Below are 20808 nucleotides of genomic sequence, written 5' to 3' on the forward strand. Positions count from 1 at the left end.
TATGCTCCCCTGTTAGCGACAAGGCAAAATTATTCGAATAAACACCTTTGGCGGCGTTAAATTTTTTTGAGTTATCTTTATACTACTGACTGAAATAGCGCGGTTGGCCGAACGAAGGTGTAACGGGAATTCTCAAGTGAAGTTCATAAAGCGATTATTTATCTTTGCAATTATTTGCATCATTCTTGGAGTCAGTACGATTTTTGGTTTCTATCTGTACCTGAAGCCAGATCTCCCTGACGTAGCAACGCTGAAAAATGTTGAATTACAGACCCCCATGCAGGTGTACAGTGCCGATGGTGCGTTGATTTCCCAATTCGGTGAAAAACGACGTATCCCACTGACGCTGGATGAAATCCCTCCGCAGCTGGTTCACGCCATTATTGCCACAGAAGACAGCCGCTTCTATGACCATCCGGGCATTGACCCGATCGGCATTACCCGGGCCGCTTTTGTCGTTGCCACATCCGGCAGTGCCAAGCAGGGCGCCAGTACCATTACTCAGCAGCTTGCGCGAAACTTTTTCCTCAGCAATGAGAAAAAGCTGATGCGTAAAATCAAAGAGATTTTCATCGCAGTGCACATCGAGCAACTGCTGACCAAAGATGAAATCCTTGAGCTGTATCTGAACAAAATCTATCTCGGCTACCGTGCCTACGGCGTCGGTGCTGCGGCTCAGGTTTATTTCGGCAAAGAAATCAGTCAGTTGACCTTAAGTGAAATTGCGGTGATTGCCGGTCTGCCGAAAGCGCCTTCCACCATGAACCCGATTTATTCGCTGGATCGGGCGACCACGCGTCGCAATGTGGTACTGAGCCGGATGCTGGATGAGAAATACATTACCCGCGCCGAGTTTGAACAGGCCAAAGCCGAGCCGATTGTTGCCCGCTACCACAGTGCGGAAATTGAACTCAATGCACCTTACTTTGCCGAACGCGCCCGTGCGTGGATGGTGGATCGCTATGGTGAAGATGCATACACCTCTGGCATGAAGGTCTACACCACAGTTCATCCGAAGCTGCAGCGCGCTGCACAGCAGGCCGCCATTCAGAATTTGATGGAATACGATCAGCGCCATGGTTTCCGCGGTGCTGTCGCCACACTCTGGATGCCAGAGCAAAGCGCTTGGGAAGAAGAGAAAATTCTGGATCATCTGGCTAAACAGCCAACATATGGTGAACTGGATCCGGCCGTCGTGCTTCAGGTGAACGCCGAGACAGCAGAAGTCCTCCTCAAAGACGGCCAGCACCAGATACTGAACTGGGACGGCATGAAGTGGGCACGCCGCTTTATCACCGATTCCAGCCAGGGCGCGGCTCCGAAAAAGGCCACAGACATTCTTGAGCCCGGTCAGCAGATCTGGGTACAGCATCAGGGTGAGCAATGGGTGTTGAGTCAGGTCCCGGATGCGAATACCGCCTTTGTGGCCATCTCCCCCTATAACGGTGCCGTTCAGGCCATGGTGGGCGGGTTTAACTTCGTCCACAGCAAGTTCAACCGTGCCACACAGTCGATTCGTCAGGTGGGTTCCAGCATCAAGCCATTCATCTATTCTGCGGGTCTGGATTCTGGCATGACGCTGGCCACGCTGGTGAACGATGCGCCGATCGACAGCCGCGACCACAGCATGGGCACGGCCTGGCGCCCGAAAAACTCACCACCAGTTTACGACGGCTGGACCCGTCTGCGCCGGGGTCTTGCTCAGTCGAAGAATGTCATGGCAGTCCGTGTGCTGCAGGATGTCGGACTGGATGACTCCATCAGCTATCTGACCCGCTTTGGCTTTAAGCGGAAGGATCTGCCACGCGCAGAAGCCATTGCACTGGGTGCTGGCAGCCTGACACCACTGGAAATGGTTCAGGGATTCTCAGTCTTCGCCAATGGCGGTTATTTTGTCGAGCCCTATTTCATTGAACGCGTCGAAGATGCCTACGGTAACCTGGTGTATCAGGCCCATCCGAATGTGGTCTGTAACGACGATTGCCAGCGTCAGGAGCAATTGGCGGGCAATCATGTCGTCGCAAGCCGCGCGGTGATGCATGATATCGCCATCAGCGAGGAAGAACTGGGCCCGACAGGCAGTGCCGATGCCAGCGAATTGCAGCAAATTCGTGTCGCACCTCAGGTGATTTCTGAACAGAACGCATTTCTGGTTCGTGAAATGCTGGAAAGCAACATCTGGGGCGGCGGCGACTGGCGTCATGATACCGGATGGAATGGTACGGGCTGGCGCGGACAGGCATTAAAACGCCGGGACGTGGGCGGCAAAACCGGAACAACCAATGACTCCAAAGATGCCTGGTATACAGGTTTCGGACCGGGCATTGTGGCCACTGCCTGGGTCGGTTTTGATGATCACAGCCGTGAACTGGGCCGCACCAGCCGCAACCCGAACCTTGATAGCGACCAGACTGCCGGCGCTGAAGCCGGTGCAAAAACGGCACAACCGGCATGGATTGGGTTCATGGGTAAAGCACTGGAAGACATTCCCGAGCAACGTAAACAGCTTCCGCCGCACATCGTTCAGGTTCGCATTGACCGCGATACCGGCAAGCTAACCCGACAAACGGACTACACCTCCATGTTTGAATACTTCATTCAGGGCACTGAGCCGAAAGACTATGTCGGTGAAGGTGGCGACAGCGGTATCTTCGAAAAAGACAGTTCTGATGAATTGTTCTGATCTCTGTGACTGACTGAAACCAAAAGCGCGCCTCTGGGCGCGCTTTTTTTGTGCTGCAAAGCTCCGGGATTTTTCCGAAATGCCAGCCTTTTTAAGGCGCCAGATACGCCGTAATACTCCGCCGGATCTGCTCAGCCAGCTGTTCATAGCGACCTCTCAGCGGTGAGCCCGGGCGGTAGGCCAGCGTGATCAACCGACTAGGTTCCGGCTCGCAGGCTTTGATATAACACACGCCATCCCGTTTGCTCGTATTCGGGGTTGCCAGCTTTGGCAGTAAAGTAATGCCACTCCCGGCTGCCACCATGTTGCGTAGGGTCTCAAGACTGGTGGCCTTAAAACTGCCGTCTTCTTTCGCTCCGGCAGCAAAACAAAAGCCCATCGCCTGATCCCGCAAACAGTGACCGTCACCCAGCATCAGCAAAGTTTGTCCGTTCAACTCATTCATGGGTAACTCAGGCCGGCCAGACCACGGGTGCCCTTCCGGCACGGCCAGAACCATCGGCTCGTGGTACAGCGACAGTTCTTTAAAATGCTCACTTTCTTTCACCGCCGCGAGAATAATACAGTCCAGCTTCCCTTCATCCAGCTGTTGCACCAGCACCTGTGTCTGCGCTTCATGCAAAAACAGCTCGAGCTGAGGAAACGCAGCCTTCAGCGCCGGAATGATGAGTGGCAGCAGGTAAGGCCCGACCGTTGGAATAAAACCGATATGCAAAGGCCCGGACATACTTTCCCCTTGCTGGCTGGCCATCTCGGACAGCACCTTCACCTCGTGCAATACCTTTTTCGCCTGATTCACCAGATTTAATCCAACATCCGTAAACAGTACCTTACGGCTGGTCCGCTCGAGCAAAGAAACGCCCAGCTCAGTTTCCAGCTTACGGATCTGCCCACTCAGTGTCGGCTGACTGACAAAGCACGCTTCCGCTGCTTTACGAAAATGCCGGTGTTCAGACAACGCCACAAGATATTCGAGATCACGGATGTTCATGTATCACTCTCTGTCACATTTAATAGGATTTGACGATTGATAAGATAACAGCAAACGATTGGAGCTATCAATTGGTATTTCGCATACTACATACATCGACAGGGGCAAGACAAAAAAGTCCCACATAATATTGAAATTCCAAACTTCCAACAGGAGCGCAACATGTTTACATCGAAAGAAGGCATGACCATCCCGCAAGTTACATTCCGTACCCGTCAAGGCGATCAGTGGGTTGATGTAACCACAGATGAACTGTTCAGCAATAAAACCGTTGTGGTGTTCAGCCTGCCGGGTGCATTTACCCCAACCTGCTCGTCAAGCCATCTGCCACGTTACAACGAGCTGGCTTCCGTGTTCGCTGCCCACGGTGTGGACGACATCCTGTGTGTCTCCGTCAACGACACCTTTGTGATGAATGCCTGGAAATCCGATCAGGAAGCAGAAAACATCACCTTCATCCCGGATGGAAACGGCGAGTTCACCAAAGGCATGGGCATGCTGGTTCAGAAAAACGATCTGGGCTTCGGAGACCGTTCATGGCGCTACAGCATGCTGGTGAAAAACGGTGTGGTTTCTAAGATGTTTATTGAAAACGATGAGCCGGGCGACCCGTTCAACGTCTCTGATGCCGATACCATGCTGAACTACATCGCCCCTGACTACAAACTGCAGGAGTCGATCACAGTTTTCACAAAACCTGGCTGTCCTTTCTGTGTCAAAGCGAAACAGAACCTGATCGACCAAGGTCTTCAGTTCGAAGAAGTGGTCCTGGGCAAAGATGCAACGACAGTGAGCCTGCGCGCCATTTCTGGCCGGAGCACTGTGCCACAGATATTTATTGGCGGAAAACACATTGGTGGCAGCGAAGAGCTGGAAGCTTACCTGGCTTAAGACCACCGGCAGGGTGAACACCACCCTGCTCCTCCCCAAATTCCGCCCTGAGAACTGATTGTCGTTGGAGAAAGATAATGAAAACCCTGACTGTTGATGTTGCTGTGATTGGTGGTGGTACGGCTGGCCTGGGTGCCTACCGTGCAGCAAAAGCCCACACCGACAGTGTTGTCATGATTGAAGGTGGCCCTTACGGTACCACCTGTGCCCGCGTGGGCTGCATGCCATCAAAACTCTTGATTGCCGCTGCTGAAAGCGTCCACAACATTGAAAAAGCCCCCGCCTTTGGCATTTACCCTCAGGGTGAGATTCAGATCAACGGCCGTGAAGTCATGGACCGCGTGAAACGCGAACGTGATCGCTTTGTCGGTTTCGTGCTGGAAAGCGTCGATGAAATTCCGTCGGAAGATAAAATCAGCGGCTACGCAACATTCGTGAACGACACTACCCTCGATGTTGACGGCCATACCCGTATTGAAGCGAAGCGGATCGTCATTGCCACCGGCTCTCGACCGGCCTACCCGGCGGTGTGGCATGAACTGGGCGACCGCCTGATCATCAATGATGATGTCTTTGAATGGGACGACTTACCGCCATCTGTTGCTGTGTTTGGCCCAGGCGTGATCGGACTGGAGCTGGGACAGGCCCTGCACCGTCTTGGTGTTGACGTGAAAATCTTTGGGCTGGGCGGTCAGGTTGGCCCGCTGACCGATGAAGAAGTCATGTCGTATGCCAATAAGACCTTCAACGACGAGCTGTATCTGGATGCCGATGTCAAAGTCGAGAGCATGAAGCGTGTCGGCGATGAAGTTGAAATTCAGTTCATCAACAAATCCGGCGTGCTGGAAACCCAGTATTTCAGCTATGTGCTGGCAGCAACCGGACGCCGTCCGAACATCGACAAACTGGCCATTGAAAATACCAGTGTCACGCTGGATGCTCGGGGTGTGCCGGTTGCGGACCACTTCACGCTGCAAACCTCGGTCGATACGATTTTTATTGCCGGAGATGCAAGCAACCAGTTGCCTTTACTGCACGAAGCCGCCGATCAGGGTCGGATTGCCGGTGACAATGCTGGCCGATTCCCGGATATACGTGCCGGACTCCGCCGCTCGAAGATTTCTGTGGTCTTTACAGAACCACAAATTGCGATGGTCGGTGAAAGCCGCCGCGAGATTAACCAGCGCTTAGGCAACTGTGGCTGCTACGAAGTCGGGACGGTTTCTTTTGAAAATCAGGGGCGCTCCCGGGTGATGCTGCGCAATCAGGGGATCCTGAATCTCTATGGCGAGCATGGCACCGGCCGCTACCTCGGCGCTGAAATGATTGGCCCGAGTGCGGAACATCTGGCTCACCTGCTCAGCTGGGCGCATCAGAATCAAATGACGATTGCTCAGATGCTGGACATGCCGTTCTACCATCCGGTGATCGAAGAAGGGGTGCGGACCGCACTGCGCGATTTAAACGCCAAGCTGCATCTGGGTCCGGAAATGATCAAACACTGTCTGGACTGTGGTCCGGGCTGTTAACCGAGCTCACAACGACACTGCAACATCCAATCTCAACGGGAAAGCAAAAGCGCCGGATCTCCGGCGCTTTTTTTATCTTTGAACCTGCCGTCGTTAGGCCACATTCACACTGGGAATCATCTGCTGATCCAGCCGGACTTCCAGCGCCACTTCATCACAGGCATGCTGACGCGGACACATATCGCAGTCTTTCATTACTTTTTCCGGCAACAGGGCTTTTGACGTCGGAATAAAGTCCTGCTTCATAAAGAACTCCGGCACTCGAGTCAGCACAAAGACGCGCTTGATCGCCATCTGATTCGCTTTTTCAAGCAGATGAAGTACCAGTGCCTTCCCCTGCCCCTGATGCTGCCAGCCGGCCTCGATCCCCAGTGAGCGGATTTCAGCCAGGCCAGAATCATAAACATACAGTGACGCGCAACCGGTCACGATCCCCTGCGTCTCCGCAACCGCAAAGGAGCCAATGTCCCGCACCAGTTCGTTCCGCGGACGGGGCAGGTTCTCACCCAGCCCAGCCCAGTAAGCCACCATCCCTTCAATGGCATCCAGATCGGTCAGACGAGCCCCCCGTACTTTCACCCCCGGCGCATGACGTTTCGACAGGCGCTTCTCCGTCTGAGCAATGGCATGGTCGACCTGATTTGGTGCCACACCGCCCAGCGCGCAGCGTTTTTCCAGACAGGATTCAATGGTCAGAATCGGATACACATCTGCGTCAATCACCGGCGAGAAGGCTTTCATCTCATCCAGCGATAACTCTTCCAGCGCACAGCCTCTTTCTATCGCCGCGACTACTGCCACGCCGACAATATGGTGCGCTTCCCGGAACGGAATGCCTTTCGCCACCAGATAATCAGCCAGCTCGGTGGCATTCGAATAGCCCTGCATTGCCGCTTCCAGCGTCCGGTCTTTATTGACCTTGATGCCGTCAAAGCACAGCGCTGCCATTTCCATGCATTCATGCCAGGTGTCCAGTGCATCGAACAACCCTTCTTTGTCTTCCTGCATGTCTTTGTTGTAGGCCAGCGGCAAAGCTTTGACCGTCATCATCATCCCGGCCAGCGAGCCGTACACCCGACCACATTTGCCCCGGATCAGTTCCAGGGCATCCGGATTCTTTTTCTGGGGCATCAGGGAAGAACCCGATGTAACCGTATCCGCCAGTTCAATGAAGTTCGACTCACCGGAGTTATAGAAGATCATATCTTCTGCCAGCCGCGACAGGTGCAGCATGGAAATCGACGCCGTCGACAGCAGTTCCATGACATGATCCCGGTCCGACACCGAATCCAGACTGTTGCGGGTTGCCCGGTGGAAACCCAGACTGTGGGCCAGCGCTTCCCGGTCAATCGGATAAGCCGTACCGGCCAACGCCCCCGAGCCCAGCGGACAAGTGTCCAGCCGCTGCAGCGCATCACTCAGACGGGAATGATCCCGCTCAAACATTTCCACATAGGCCAGACACCAGTGCGCAAAGGTCACAGGTTGCGCCCGTTGCAGGTGCGTGTAGCCCGGCAGCACCGTGGTCTGATGCTCGCGGGCAACGGTCGTCAGTTGGCTTTGCAGGTGGTCCAGCATCATCAGCAGCTGATGTCCCTGCTGACGGCACCATAGCTTGAGGTCAGTCGCCACCTGATCATTCCGGGAGCGGCCTGTGTGTAATTTCTTACCCAGATCGCCCACCCGGTGAATCAGTTGCTGCTCTACCCAACTGTGAATGTCTTCAGCATCGGACTGAAGGATCTGCTGCGGATCCTCCATCACGGCAAGTTTCAGCTCATTCAGTGCCAGTTCCAGTTTCTGCTGTTCCATCTCGGTCAGTACCCCGACCTGACGCAGCGCTTTTGACCAGGCCACCGAGCCAACGATGTCCTGCTCCGCCAGGCGGTAATCAAATCGCAGGGAATCATTAAACTGCTTGAACCGAGTATCTGCTGCCTGACTAAAACGTCCGCCCCATAGTGCCATGGTACTTCTCCTTTCCTGTACGACCGATGTTGCTCACATGTCTTTTCGTAATGCGCTTTGCGCTGTGTTATTTATTTTTTCTGTTCGTTCAGTGCACGGATACGGCTGGCCAGCGAGTACAGGCGGATAAAGCCACCCGCATGGCTGTGATCGTACACTTCATCTTCACCAAAGGTTGCAAACTCTTCGGAGTACAGGCTGTTCGGTGAACGCTTCTGTACCGCAGTCACCTGACCTTTGTAGAGTTTCAGCACCACTTCACCATTCACATCCTGCGCCAGCTCATCTGCGGCAGCCAGTAACGAACGGCACAGCGGTGTAAACCAGCGGCCATCGTAAATCAGATGCGAAGCTTTCAGTGCGATGCTTTCACGGAACTCAAAGGAATCCTTGTCCAGCACCAGTTGTTCGACGGCACGCAGGGCTTCCATCATGATGGTGCCGCCCGGTGTTTCATAACAGCCGCGGGACTTGATGCCCACCAGACGGTTTTCCACGATATCGATCCGGCCAACCCCATGCTCAGCACCCTTCTGGTTCAGATACACCAGCGCTTCATACGGTGTCATGGCCTTGCCGTCCACCGCGACAATTTCGCCTTTTTCAATGACGACTGAAACCAGTTCAGCCATGTTGGGTGCCTCTTCAGGATCTTTCGTCCAGACCCAGCACAGTTCATTGGACTGATTCCAGGTATTTTCCAGCACGCCGCCTTCGGTGGAAATGTGCCAGGCATTGGCGTCACGGGAGTAAATTTTTTCCAGGGTTGCTGTGGTCGGAATCTGACGCTCCGCCAGATAATCCAGCAGCGCTTCACGGCTGCGCAGATCCCACTCACGCCAAGGGGCGATCACCGTCAGTTGAGGCGCCAGTGCGGCATAAGCACTTTCAAAACGCACCTGGTCGTTCCCTTTCCCGGTACAACCGTGACACAGAGCATCCGCGCCCACTTCCAGTGCACATTCAACCTGAGCCTTGGCAATGATCGGACGCGCCATGGATGTACCCAGCAGGTATTTACCTTCGTAGACCGCGCCGGTTTTCAGGCTTGGATAGATGTAGTCTTTGACCATCTCTTCTTTCAGGTCGGCGATGTAACAAGCGGAAGCCCCGGACGCCAGTGCTTTTTCTTCAATGCCTTCCAGCTCGGCTTCACCCTGACCCACATCCGCCACAAACGCGACCACTTCACAGTCATAGTTCTCTTTCAGCCATGGGATGATGGCCGATGTATCCAGACCGCCGGAATAAGCTAATACGACTTTATTTACCTTGCTCATTGTTACTCTCCTTCGTTGCCTGCTCGACGGTCATCCCGGTCAGGCGATATCAATCATGATGTTCAAACGATAAAAATAAAACGGTTCATTTTTTATATCCGAACCCAGCTTTTGCGCCAGCGTCCGGATGCAATTCTGCGGGTTCAGAGCACAAATCGGGTCCCGATTTGTGCTCCCTCAAACAGCGCCTGAAGCTTTTCCGGATACCGCCAGCCCGCAATCTCAACCGGACGGCCCAATCCTTTCGCAGCCTCAAATGCGGCTTTCACTTTGACGATCATGCCGTCGGTGATCACCGCCTGCTGAATCAGTGAGTCGGCTTTAGCTTCACTCAGCGAATCAATCAGATGACCTTTGCCATCCAGCACGCCGCTGACATCGGACAGCAACACCAGCTCCGCATCCAGTGCTGCCGCGACAGCTACCGCCGCCTGATCGGCATTCACGTTCATCAGTGCACCGTCAGCGGTCAGGCCAATGGAGCTGATAATCGGCAGATAACCCGCCGCCATGATGCTGGCAACCAGCGCACTGTTGCCCGGCGCAGCCTTACCGACCGCACCCAGCTCAGGATCCAGCTCAGTCACCAGACATAAGCCGCCATCAGCCAGGCTCAGACCCACTGCATTCACGCCCGACTTGAGCGCCTGCCCCTGCAGCATCTTATTCGCCGTCCCTGCCAGCGCACCCGCGATCACACCGATTTGATCCTCCGGGGTGACCCTCAGTCCCTGCTTTTTCACAGTCGGCAGATTCAGTTGTTTCATCAGGTCATCAACCAGATAACCGCCACCATGGACCAACAGCAGGGGTCGGTTTGCTTTCGCCTGATAGGCACTGATGGCACCAAAGACTTTCTCCAGGGTGTCGCTGCACGACAGCACAGCCCCCCCTAATTTGATCACTAACGGCGACTGTTCCATTGTGGGTCTCCTCTCAACAGCCAAACTTAGCCAACCAACGCAGTTAACGGCGCAAAGCCATTGCGAATATTTATGCACTGCATCGCCTGAGACGACGCACCTTTCAGTAAATTGTCAATCGCAGCCGTCAGAATCACATGCTGCCCTTGCACCTGCCAGCCAATGTCACAAAAGCATGTATTCACCACATCCTGTAAACGTGCCGCCTGATTACCCAGTAAGCGCACCGCCTGCTCTGTGGGTTGGTGATACGCAGTTGTCATGGCCTGCGTGACATCTTCCGGGGTGACCCCCTCCGCCAGTTTGACGGTAATTGTCGCCAGAATACCGCGCTTAAAATTCCCCAGATGCGGGGTAAAAATGACATCTGTGCCCAGGTGCGTTGCTATTTCCGGCAAATGCCGGTGCGTAAATACACCGTAAGCCATCAAACTGACTTCGCAGAACGTATTCACCATTGTCGCTTTGCGACCTGCACCGGATGCGCCACTGACGGCATTGATCACCGGCCATTGCTGCGTATCTACCAGACCCGCCACCAGCAGCGGTTTCAATGCCAGTTGGGAAGCCGTCGGATAACACCCCGGGACAGCCACCAGCTGCGCCTTGGCGATGGCGTCGGCCTGCCACTCCGCCAGACCATAAACGGCTTTATCCAGCCATTGCGGATGCTGATGGGTAAATCCGTAGTACCGGGGATAAAAATCATCGCCTTTCACCCGGAAAGCACCGGACAGATCAAAGACCTGACAACCGGCCTCGAGGAAAATAGGCGCCAGATCATGACTGACCTCATGTGCCGTCGCTAACAGGACGATATCGGAAGATTTGGCAACGGCAGCAACATCCGCCAACGGCTGAAGCGGTAAGTCCACCTGGCCCCGTAATTGCCCGTGTAATTCGCTGATAGGTTTGCCGGCATCCAGACTGTTTTCAGAGACATATAAACCCGCCAAATGGAGTTGCGGATGCTTCTGGACCATGGCCGCCAGTTCCGCACCGGTATAGCCGCTGGCCCCAATAATTGATGTATTCAGCATGTGGGATCCCGTTGTCATCGTGGTGAAATTCACTATCTAGAAAATATAACTGCTGTATGTTTCAGTGCGTGGCGCCGGGCAGGCGCAATAAGAAGGGTGCCAGAGGCACCAGGCAATCAAGACTCAGCGTCGTCGGAAGGAATACTGCTTGTGGTTCATTGCCTGGTTCATAAGGTTGCTTGTTGCCTCTGGTCTAAAGATAAAGCGGCGTTTCTGTACAATGCTGACTGGTCATTCATCACCAATGCCAGAATTGATATTTTTATTCATTTATTTTGAATTTTTATATTTACCTTTTCTGGCATTTTGTGTCAAGAGAAGGCGAATAAAAAAGTATCCTTCGTGACTTCAACCCGGTTTCAGCGCACGCTCTGGCTGTAAAGATATAGAAAGTAAATTACAGGACTAAGACGCTTTCCCTGCATATTCATAACTTCAGGGGTGGATTTTGGCCAAAAAAGAGCCGACTTATTGACCTTTCGCCCCAATGGAGGCTAGATTGTGGGTTACGCCTTGGCGATTGGATGTAACAAAATTACGATATGGATGCGATATGAACGAAAAGTACAGTGCGTTAAAAAGCAATGTCAGTATGCTTGGCCACTTGCTGGGTAACACAATCAAGGACGCCCATGGCAGTGAGCTGTTGGACAAAGTGGAAACCATCCGCAAGCTGTCAAAATCAGCCTGCGCCGGAAACAGTGATGACCGGGAAAAGCTGATCACCGAACTGCAGAATCTGCCGGATGATCAATTGCTGCCCGTCACCCACGCGTTCAGCCAGTTCCTGAATCTGACCAACATCGCCGAGCAGTACCACACCATTTCCCGCCATTGCGAAGAGCTGGTCTGCAATCCGGATGAAATGGACGCGCTCTTTGCCAAGCTCAATGATGAAAAAATCGGAGAACTGGACTCGCTGCAAGCCGTGCGTGAACTCAATATTGAATTAGTTCTGACGGCTCACCCGACGGAAATTGCCCGTCGCACCATGATTCACAAGCTGGTGCAAATCAACAAATGCCTGTCCAAACTGGAGTTGACCGAACTCTCACACCGCGAGCGCCAAAAAGCAGAGCGCCGTCTGGAACAACTGATCGCCCAAGCCTGGCATTCAGATGTCATCCGAAAACAACGTCCGAGCCCGCTGGATGAAGCCAAATGGGGCTTTGCTGTGGTCGAAAATTCTTTATGGGAAGCCGTCCCGGAATTCCTGCGCCAGTTTGATGAAAAACTCCACCAGCATCTGGGCGAAAGCCTGCCGCTTGATGCCGCACCGGTGAAATTCTCTTCCTGGATGGGCGGTGACCGTGACGGCAACCCGTTCGTTACATCGACGATTACCCGCGAAGTTCTGCTCCTGTCTCGCTGGAAAGCAGCAGACCTGTACCTGAACGACATTCAGGAACTGGTGAGCGAACTGTCGATGGTTGAATGTAACGACGAAGTCCGCGAACTGGCGAACGGTGCGCACGAACCTTACCGTGAAATTGTCAAAGGCCTGCGCACCCTGCTGACCCAGACCCGGGATGTGCTGGATGCACAAATCAAAGGGCTAGATGTGCCGAAGCTGGCCATTCTTGAGGACGTTGAACAACTCTGGCAACCCCTGCACGCCTGCTACCGCTCGCTGCATGAATGCGGCATGAATATTATTGCCGACGGCCTGCTGCTGGATACGCTGCGCCGGGTGCAATGCTTTGGTGTCCATCTGGTCCGGCTTGATATCCGCCAGGAAAGTACCCGTCATTCCAATGCGATCTCTGAACTGACCCGTTATCTGGGATTGGGTGATTACGATCAGTGGAGCGAGCAGGACAAAGTCGCGTTTCTGGTTCGCGAGCTGGCCTCAAAACGGCCATTGCTGCCACGCGATTGGGAACCGTCAGAACCTGTGCAGGAAGTCCTGGACACCTGTCGTGTCATTGCACAGCAGCCGCGTCAGGCGCTGGGCGCTTATGTGATCTCCATGGCGCGCACAGCATCCGATGTGCTGGCGGTGCACCTCCTGCTGAAAGAAGCCGGTTGCACCTTCCGACTTGATGTCTGCCCGCTGTTTGAAACCCTGGACGATCTGAACAATGCCGAATCCGTGATCACGCAGTTGATGAATATCGACTGGTATCGCGGCTTTATCCAGAACCACCAGATGGTCATGATTGGCTATTCTGATTCCGCCAAAGACGCAGGGGTCACTGCTGCAGGCTGGGCGCAGTACCGCGCCATGGAAGCGCTGGTGAATGTCTGTGATGACGCCGGTGTTGAACTGACCCTGTTCCACGGTCGCGGCGGCAGTATCGGTCGTGGCGGTGCCCCGGCACACGCAGCTCTGCTGTCTCAGCCGCCACGCAGCCTCAAAGGCGGCCTGCGTGTCACGGAACAAGGTGAAATGATCCGATTTAAGCTGGGCTTGCCGGATGTGGCGGTCAACAGCCTGAATCTCTACGCCAGTGCCATTCTCGAAGCCAACCTGCTGCCACCCCCGGCACCCAAGCAGGCATGGCGTGATGTGATGGATGAACTGTCTGATGTGTCCTGCGAGGCTTACCGCTCGGTGGTTCGCGGCCATGAATCTTTTGTGCCTTATTTCCGCGCAGCCACGCCAGAAATGGAGCTGGGCAAACTGCCACTGGGCTCACGACCTTCAAAACGGAATCCGCAAGGCGGCGTCGAAAGCCTGCGTGCGATTCCATGGATCTTTGCCTGGAGCCAAAACCGCTTGCTGCTGCCCGCCTGGCTGGGGGCCGGTAAAGCGATTCAGCATGTCATCGATCAGGGGAAAGCCGAGCTGCTGGACGAAATGTGTCATGAATGGCCATTCTTCTCAACCCGACTGGGTATGCTGGAAATGGTGTATAGCAAAACCAATATTCCGATCGCAGAATACTATGATCAGCGTCTGACGGATGCGCATCTTTGGCCACTGGGACAAGAATTACGTGACCAGTTACAGCGCGATATCAAGGTAGTTCTGAATGTTGAGAACAGCGATCACCTGATGGAGCAGGACCCCTGGGGCGCTGAATCCATCCGTCTGCGTAACGTCTATGTTGAACCGCTGAACATGCTTCAGGCTGAGCTTTTACACCGGACCCGGCAGCAGGAAACAGTCTCGCCAATGCTGGAAGAAGCCCTGATGGTCACAATTGCCGGTATTGCCGCCGGGATGCGTAACACAGGTTAATCCCCCGCTACATCTCCTCAAACAGGCCACCGCAAGGTGGCCTGTTTCTCATGTTCGTATTTAAGACATCCTGAAATTTTTTATTTCAACTAAGGTCAATAGAAGTGCAGTGAACCAACTTTGAGGGAAACTTTTTGCTATGCACAAGGTCCTAATAGTTGGACAGGCGTCACAAGATAACTAATTGCTCACTGTTCACCACAGAATATTTATGCTTCTGCTGGTTGCAGTCAATCAATTGATGATATCCTATGTGATCTCGACTGGGCACTGCAACAATACGATTATAAAAGCGCCTCAGAGCGTCAGGGTAACGTAACCCCAGTCGATTTATTTTTTTGAAGTATTTTAACGGATAGAAGAGATGTCACTACCACACGTCATTTTGACCGTGCTGAGTTCGCGCGACGCGACCGGCTACGACATTACAAAAGAGTTCTCTCACAGTATCGGCTATTTCTGGAAAGCCAGTCATCAGCAGGTCTATCGTGAGCTGAACAAAATGGCCACCAACAATCAAGTCACCTGTAAACTCGAACCTCAGGAAGGCAAACCAGACCGTAAAGTTTATTCCATTACGGATCTGGGCCGAGAAGCACTCTTTGAGTGGTTCCAGGAGCCAGCCCGTAATCCAACCATCCGTGATGAATTCTCTGCCAAACTGCTGGTCTGCGGCGTGCACAACTCAGTGCCAATGCAACAGCAACTGGAAGCGTTGATTGAAGAATCTCACACGCTGATGAACCACTACCATGAACTGGAAAAAGTTCATTTTGCAAATTACAAAGCGTTGGACCGCCAGTCCCGTCTGGATCGTCTGACCCTGCGCCGTGGTATCCACAACCGTCAGGCTTGGATCGACTGGGCAGAAGAAGTGCTGACTGAACTGAAAGATCTCGACGGCCCAGACAGCGCAGTGTCACTCAGCGCTGAGTAACCGAACACGGGTTTCCATCCCGGAAATCCGTGCACCGTTGCCAACTGGCCACAGAGACAAAAAAGCCGCATTCATGATGCGGCTTTTTCTTTTCCATCCGATTGATGCTTAAGCGGTGGCTTCATCGCCTGCACGCACACCTAAGGTGTGGCAAATCGCGTAGGTCAACTCAGCACGGTTCAGCGTATAGAAGTGGAAATCCTTCACCCCTTCCCGACTCAGGACGCGGACCATGTCAATGGCATTACTAGCCCCTACCATCTGGCGGCTCAGCAAATCATCATCCAGCCCCTGATACTGCTTCTCCATCCAGTTGGGAATTTTCACATTGTTTGCTAAAGCAAATCGCTTGGCCTGCTTCATGTTCACCACGGGCAAGATCCCAGGGACAATCTCGACATCAATTCCGGCAGCCACACAGCGATCGCGGAAACGCAGGTAGCTTTCGACATCAAAAAAGAACTGCGTAATCGCACGGCTCGCGCCTGCATCCACTTTCCGCTTCAGGTTAATCAAATCAGCCTGAGCGCTTTTCGCTTCCGGGTGCACTTCCGGGTATGCGGCAACAGAAATATCAAAATCAGCCTCTTCACGCAGCAACTGAACCAGATCCACCGCGAACATGTCCGGTCTGCCACCCTGTGGCGGCAGGTCGCCACGCAGGGCAACGATATTACGGATCCCGTTCTTCCAGTAGTCACGGGCGATCGAGCGCAGCTCGTCGCGGCTGGCATCAATACAGGTCAGATGCGGGGCAGCGACCAGACCCGTCTGATCTTTGATGTCTTTAATGATGGAGTGCGTCCGGTCCCGTTCACCAGAGTTCGCACCATAAGTCACAGAAACAAACTTTGGCTTCAGGTTTTTCAGGCGATGAATCGAAGTCCACAGCGTTTCTTCCATGGCGGGTGTGCTTGGCGGGAAAAATTCAAAAGACACATTAATCGCACCGTTCAGATCGGCGATATTCTGGTTTAAAGCATCTAAGTGACTGGCGTAAGAATAACCCATAATTGAAACCTTCCTGCTAACGGCCTGTGGCCTTCCCTGAAAACGCTGACGCCAGATAACCATTTAGACGTCTATATGTCTACAGGATGTCTTGTAACCAATTTAATGTCAACTGAACCAACATGAATTTTTCTCAACATCAAATCCCAGTTTATTCAAGTTCAGCCGCTGAAGGCAAATTCGCCCGACCAGCCTGCGACATCTGGGGCCTGAGCACTTCAGTTCAAAACAACAAAGGGCAGTTGAATACTGCCCTTTGGTTCTATCTCATCACCTGAAAATTTTAGAACAGGTTCGCCAACCGATTCAGATCAGACAGCAAAGCGCCTGCGGTGACATCACGCCCAGCCCCCGGCCCGCGAATGACCAACGGGTTCTCGCGATACCAGCGACTTTCAATCGCAAAGATATTGTCGCAGGGCAGCAAATTCGCCAGTGCATGCTCTGGCTCCAGTGCATCCAGCCCGACCACGGCCTGGCCGTTTTTATCCAGACGCGCCACATAGCGCAGTACTTTCCCTTCACGCTGGGCTTTACTCAAACGCGATTGCAGCCGCTCATCGAGGATCTGGCTCTGTTCGAAAAACGCATCCAGCGTCAGATCCGCCAGTTCATCCGGCACCAGCGATTCAACCTTCACTTGCTCCGGCTCTAATGCCAGGCCGGATTCTCTGGCCAGAATGACCAGTTTTCGCATGACATCACTGCCATCCAGATCGTGCCTTGGATCCGGCTCCGTCAACCCTTGCTGCCATGCCTGTTCCAGCAACTGACTGAATGGCAGGCTGCCATCGAACTGCTGAAACAACCAGGACAAAGTGCCAGAGAAAATCCCCGACACAGCCAGGATGGTGTCCCCGCTGTCCCGTAGATCTTTCACCGTATGGTTCACCGGCAGCCCGGCCCCGACGGTGGCATTGTACAACCAGTGGCGGCTGCTCTTTTCAAAGGCATCCACCACAGCGCGATAAGTCTCGCCCGGTGCAGACCCCGCCACTTTGTTGGCGGTGATCAGATGCAGGCCATGACCGGCAAAATCAGCGTAGCGTGCGGCCAGTGTCTGACTGGCCGTCACATCCAGAACCACCAGCTCATCATAATCATGCTGTGTCAGCAGTGGCAGCCAGTCACTTCCCGGGACCGCTTCCACGTCAAACTGCGTCAGTGCCTGTGACGGCGAAATACCTTTTAGATCAAACCAGTAGCGACGACTGTCAGCCACCCCGATCAGGGTAAAACTCATCCCGTGGCGTTTTTCCAGCGCGACCTTTTCTTCATCGAATAACTCCAGCCAGCGGCTGCCGATATTGCCGTGGCCGCACAACAGCATCCCGATCCGTTTCTGAGCCTGAAACAGGCTCTGATGAATTTGCTGAACCAGCGCCGGAATATCCGCCTGCCGCAATACCGCAACCAGACTCAGCCCCGATTCGGCTTCCGAAATAAACTCCACCGGCTGCCCTTTCAGCTGCTGCTGGAAACCGTGGCAGTGCACCGGATTATTCACCACGCCGGCACCGACTGCCGCGACCATGGTGAAACCATCACGCAGACGGATTTCAGCATGCAAGCCGCTGTCCTGGAGCAGAGACAACACCCCATTCGCCATTTCCGCCGTATATGCCAGCAGGATCTGCCCTTTGTCCGCCTCGACACTCTGCGCCAGGGGTTGCACCTGTGCCTGGGGCAACAGCGTACTCAGTTCAGTTTCAATCTGCTGCAGATTCTGAGCCCGGGTCACCGACAGTTCCAACAGGCAGACTTCATCCAGCGAGGTCACAATCTTGGCCCCCCGTCCAGAGGCCAGCACCCGTTCCACCCGTGTGGAGCCGGATTCCGGTTGCAGACTACAGCGCAGCGTCAGGTCAATGGCACTTTGTGCCACAGGCTGAAGAGTACGACTGTGCAGTACCGGTGCTGCCAGGCGAGCCAGCTCATCGGCTTCATCCAGCCGCAGCAAAGGTAACAAGCAGGCATCGCTGACAATACGCGGGTCGGCACTGTATACCCCGGCCACATCACTCCAGATTGTCACGCGGCTGACCCCGGCCAGTGCTCCAATCACCGTCGCGGAATAGTCTGAGCCATTCCGGCCCAGCAAGACCGTTTCCCGGGCCTGATTACTGGCCATAAAGCCGGTGATCACCAGTCGGTGACCGCTGTGCTGGGCCAGTTCATTCTGCAATAACGGCAATGAACGTCCGCGATCCACTTCTGGCTGTGTGGCACGCTCTGCCCGCAGAAACACACGAGAATCCACGGCACGAGCGGCCAAGCCTTTCTGAGTCAGGAGCGCAGCCAGCAAGCGGGAAGACCACAGTTCACCATGACCCAGCACCCATGCCTGCCGGGCCGGGGTCAGGTCGCGATCCGTCAGTTGCCCCAGTTCACTGAATTCAAGATGCAAAGACGTCAGTAAGTCATCGGCAGCCGTTTCATCCAGTAACTCTTCAATCAGGTGCTGCTGAAAATTCCGCAGATCCTGCAAACTCTCATGCGCCAGACGCCCATCCTTGGGCAGCTGGGCCAGCCACTGAATCAGACGGTTCGTTGTTTTACCCGCCGCTGATACAACAATCAGATCGTCGGACTGAGAATATTGCTGCAGGATATTGACGACATTCCGGTAACAACCGGCATCCGCCAGACTGCTGCCTCCGAATTTATGTAACTGACGCTCAAGACTCATGCACCGGCCTCCGCCGCTTTGGCAAACGCCTGATCCAGATCGGCGATCAGATCATCCGCATCTTCCAGCCCGACCGACAAACGCAGCAGCGATGGCAGCAATCCAGCGGCCAGTTGTGCCTCGTCCGACATCGCTCTGTGGGTCATGCTGGCCGGGTGCGCGATCAGACTTTCTGTTCCCCCCAGCGATTCAGCCAGTGAAAACAACTTCAGGGTCGCCACAAAAACTTCCAGTTGTTTCATGTCCCCTGCCAGCTCAAAGCTCAGCATGGAGCCAAACCCTTGCTGCTGTTTTGCGGCAATGTCATGACCGGGATGATCCGCCAGGCTTGGATGATAAATTTGTCCGACCAGCGGCTGGGTTTGCAGATAAGCCAGCAGGCGGGCTGAATTTTCTTCATGTAAACGCATCCGCGGTACCAGCGTCCGGACACCCCGCAACGTCAGATAAGCATCAAACGGCGCGCCCGTGGCACCGATACAGTTGGCCCACCAGGACAGTTGCTCCGCATGCTCGCTGTCTTTGGCGATCAGCACCCCGCCGACGACATCGGAGTGACCGTTAATATATTTGGTGGTGGAGTGCACCACGAAATCAGCTCCCAGCGAAATGGGCTGCTGCAGCGCCGGAGATAAGAAGGTGTTATCCACGGCAACCAGGGCGCCCGCAGCATGCGCCTGTTCACACAACTGTGCTACATCGATCACTCGCAGCAAGGGGTTGGACGGCGTTTCAACCCACACCAGCTTGGGTTGCTTCGCCAGTGCTTCAGCCAGTGCTTCCGGGTTGCCCTGATCGACAAACAACACCTGAAAATCGCCTTTCCCGGCCCGGGTATTGAACAGTCGATAAGTGCCGCCATAACAATCATGAGGGGCAACCACCAGATCGCCCGGCCCTAATTGCGCTGTCGCCAGCAGGTTGATCGCCGCCGTACCACAACTGGTCACCACCCCCCCAGCACCGCCTTCAAGATCGGCCAGTGTTTCAGCCAGCAGGTTCCGGGTCGGATTGCCTGAACGAGAGTAATCATATTGGGGCAGCGTGCCCAGCTCTGGGAAGCCATAGGTTGAGGTCAAGTAAATCGGTGGCACCACAGCACGAAATTGCTGATCAGTTTCAATACCGCTGCGTACAGCGATGGTCGCTGTTTTCTTGTCTCTCATATCGTTGCTTCCTTGTTCCATCGGCATGACCGGGGTCGACGAGAATAAAATTTCCACAACCTTAGCTAGAATTAAAAAAGACGTCAACACTTCTGGACGTCCATATGTCTTTGCTTGTGGCAGTAAATCCCGCTAAAATTCCCCCATACAATATTTCGAAACCCGATATCGCTGAGAAGGTAAACAATGGCAAAGTGGAACGGTGAGTACATCAGCCCTTATGCAGAACATGGCAAGAAAAATGAGCAGGTCAAAAAGATCACTGTTTCAATCCCATTGAAAGTGCTGAAAATCCTCACGGACGAACGCACCCGCCGTCAGGTAAACAACCTTCGCCATGCCACCAACAGCGAATTGTTGTGCGAAGCTTTTCTGCACGCCTACACCGGTCAGCCATTGCCAACAGACGAAGATATCCGGAAAGACCGCCCGGACGACCTGCCAGCAGAAGCCAAAGCGATCATGGACAGCCTGGGTATTGAATACGAAGATATCAACGAATAATCTAGCCCTTGC

14 protein-coding genes are annotated in these 20808 nt (G+C 54.0%); 6 read left to right on the plus strand and 8 right to left on the minus strand.

Annotation, left to right across the window (positions count from 1 at the left end):
• The first annotated feature begins 136 nt into the window (after positions 1–136).
• The gene (locus tag Q4579_RS08385) at positions 137–2683 is read left to right on the plus strand and encodes a penicillin-binding protein 1A (RefSeq protein WP_303563192.1); all 2547 of its coding nucleotides are present in this window, start codon (positions 137–139) and stop codon (positions 2681–2683) included.
• 91 nt (positions 2684–2774) lie between these two features.
• Here the strand turns inward: Q4579_RS08385 and oxyR are convergent, their stop codons facing one another.
• On the minus strand, positions 2775–3674 hold the full coding sequence (gene oxyR / locus Q4579_RS08390) for a DNA-binding transcriptional regulator OxyR (RefSeq protein WP_303563194.1): 900 nt from the start codon (positions 3672–3674) through the stop codon (positions 2775–2777).
• Positions 3675–3836: 162 nt separating this feature from the next.
• On the opposite strand from oxyR, the gene Q4579_RS08395 reads away from it, so the two are divergent.
• On the plus strand, positions 3837–4565 hold the full coding sequence (locus tag Q4579_RS08395) for a glutathione peroxidase (protein ID WP_303563196.1): 729 nt from the start codon (positions 3837–3839) through the stop codon (positions 4563–4565).
• 77 nt (positions 4566–4642) lie between these two features.
• Positions 4643–6094: a dihydrolipoyl dehydrogenase gene (locus Q4579_RS08400; RefSeq protein ID WP_303563198.1), complete on the plus strand. Its 1452-nt coding sequence runs from the start codon at positions 4643–4645 to the stop codon at positions 6092–6094.
• Positions 6095–6187: 93 nt separating this feature from the next.
• On the opposite strand, the gene argH is transcribed toward Q4579_RS08400, so the two are convergent.
• The 4 genes from argH to argC form a co-directional block, all read right to left on the minus strand.
• Positions 6188–8062: an argininosuccinate lyase gene (argH, locus tag Q4579_RS08405; RefSeq protein ID WP_303563199.1), complete on the minus strand. Its 1875-nt coding sequence runs from the start codon at positions 8060–8062 to the stop codon at positions 6188–6190.
• 71 nt (positions 8063–8133) lie between these two features.
• Positions 8134–9342 carry an argininosuccinate synthase gene (locus Q4579_RS08410; RefSeq protein ID WP_303563201.1) on the minus strand — a complete coding sequence of 403 codons (1209 nt, stop codon included), beginning with the start codon at positions 9340–9342 and terminating at the stop codon, positions 8134–8136.
• 143 nt (positions 9343–9485) lie between these two features.
• Positions 9486–10265 carry an acetylglutamate kinase gene (argB, locus tag Q4579_RS08415; RefSeq protein ID WP_303563204.1) on the minus strand — a complete coding sequence of 260 codons (780 nt, stop codon included), beginning with the start codon at positions 10263–10265 and terminating at the stop codon, positions 9486–9488.
• Between the two features lie 26 nt (positions 10266–10291).
• The gene (gene argC / locus Q4579_RS08420; protein WP_303563206.1) at positions 10292–11305 is read right to left on the minus strand and encodes an N-acetyl-gamma-glutamyl-phosphate reductase; all 1014 of its coding nucleotides are present in this window, start codon (positions 11303–11305) and stop codon (positions 10292–10294) included.
• 553 nt (positions 11306–11858) lie between these two features.
• Between argC and ppc the strand changes: the two genes are divergently transcribed.
• Positions 11859–14489, plus strand: coding sequence for a phosphoenolpyruvate carboxylase (ppc, locus tag Q4579_RS08425; RefSeq protein WP_303563208.1), 2631 nt, complete (start codon positions 11859–11861; stop codon positions 14487–14489).
• 364 nt (positions 14490–14853) lie between these two features.
• Positions 14854–15426 carry a PadR family transcriptional regulator gene (locus Q4579_RS08430; protein WP_303563210.1) on the plus strand — a complete coding sequence of 191 codons (573 nt, stop codon included), beginning with the start codon at positions 14854–14856 and terminating at the stop codon, positions 15424–15426.
• A gap of 108 nt (positions 15427–15534) precedes the next feature.
• Here the strand turns inward: Q4579_RS08430 and metF are convergent, their stop codons facing one another.
• From metF to Q4579_RS08445, 3 genes are all read right to left on the minus strand, one after another.
• On the minus strand, positions 15535–16437 hold the full coding sequence (gene metF, locus Q4579_RS08435) for a methylenetetrahydrofolate reductase (RefSeq protein WP_303563211.1): 903 nt from the start codon (positions 16435–16437) through the stop codon (positions 15535–15537).
• Positions 16438–16720: 283 nt separating this feature from the next.
• Positions 16721–19126 (minus strand): bifunctional aspartate kinase/homoserine dehydrogenase II, encoded by a 2406-nt coding sequence (locus tag Q4579_RS08440; protein ID WP_303563212.1) that lies wholly within the window; start codon positions 19124–19126, stop codon positions 16721–16723.
• Positions 19123–20292, minus strand: a complete 1170-nt coding sequence (locus tag Q4579_RS08445) for an O-succinylhomoserine (thiol)-lyase (RefSeq protein WP_303563214.1) — start codon at positions 20290–20292, stop codon at positions 19123–19125. Before Q4579_RS08445 ends, Q4579_RS08440 begins: the two co-directional genes overlap by 4 nt.
• Before the next feature lie 186 nt (positions 20293–20478).
• Between Q4579_RS08445 and metJ the strand changes: the two genes are divergently transcribed.
• A complete protein-coding gene (metJ, locus tag Q4579_RS08450; RefSeq protein WP_027250617.1) occupies positions 20479–20796 on the plus strand; it encodes a met regulon transcriptional regulator MetJ in 318 nt (105 codons plus the stop codon).
• The last annotated feature ends 12 nt before the right edge of the window (positions 20797–20808 follow it).

This window comes from Photobacterium sp. 1_MG-2023 (assembly GCF_030547945.1).
Lineage (GTDB): Bacteria > Pseudomonadota > Gammaproteobacteria > Enterobacterales > Vibrionaceae > Photobacterium.

What these genes read in the sequence shown, in the direction of transcription:
- oxyR (WP_303563194.1), bottom strand. Translation starts at nt 3,674, where the DNA reads ATGAACATCCGTGATCTCGAATATCTTGTGGCGTTGTCTGAACACCGG.
- Q4579_RS08395 (WP_303563196.1), top strand. Translation starts at nt 3,837, where the DNA reads ATGTTTACATCGAAAGAAGGCATGACCATCCCGCAAGTTACATTCCGT.
- Q4579_RS08400 (WP_303563198.1), top strand. Translation starts at nt 4,643, where the DNA reads ATGAAAACCCTGACTGTTGATGTTGCTGTGATTGGTGGTGGTACGGCT.
- argH (WP_303563199.1), bottom strand. Translation starts at nt 8,062, where the DNA reads ATGGCACTATGGGGCGGACGTTTTAGTCAGGCAGCAGATACTCGGTTC.
- Q4579_RS08410 (WP_303563201.1), bottom strand. Translation starts at nt 9,342, where the DNA reads ATGAGCAAGGTAAATAAAGTCGTATTAGCTTATTCCGGCGGTCTGGAT.
- argB (WP_303563204.1), bottom strand. Translation starts at nt 10,265, where the DNA reads ATGGAACAGTCGCCGTTAGTGATCAAATTAGGGGGGGCTGTGCTGTCG.
- argC (WP_303563206.1), bottom strand. Translation starts at nt 11,305, where the DNA reads ATGCTGAATACATCAATTATTGGGGCCAGCGGCTATACCGGTGCGGAA.
- ppc (WP_303563208.1), top strand. Translation starts at nt 11,859, where the DNA reads ATGAACGAAAAGTACAGTGCGTTAAAAAGCAATGTCAGTATGCTTGGC.
- Q4579_RS08430 (WP_303563210.1), top strand. Translation starts at nt 14,854, where the DNA reads ATGTCACTACCACACGTCATTTTGACCGTGCTGAGTTCGCGCGACGCG.
- metF (WP_303563211.1), bottom strand. Translation starts at nt 16,437, where the DNA reads ATGGGTTATTCTTACGCCAGTCACTTAGATGCTTTAAACCAGAATATC.
- Q4579_RS08440 (WP_303563212.1), bottom strand. Translation starts at nt 19,126, where the DNA reads ATGAGTCTTGAGCGTCAGTTACATAAATTCGGAGGCAGCAGTCTGGCG.
- Q4579_RS08445 (WP_303563214.1), bottom strand. Translation starts at nt 20,292, where the DNA reads ATGAGAGACAAGAAAACAGCGACCATCGCTGTACGCAGCGGTATTGAA.
- metJ (WP_027250617.1), top strand. Translation starts at nt 20,479, where the DNA reads ATGGCAAAGTGGAACGGTGAGTACATCAGCCCTTATGCAGAACATGGC.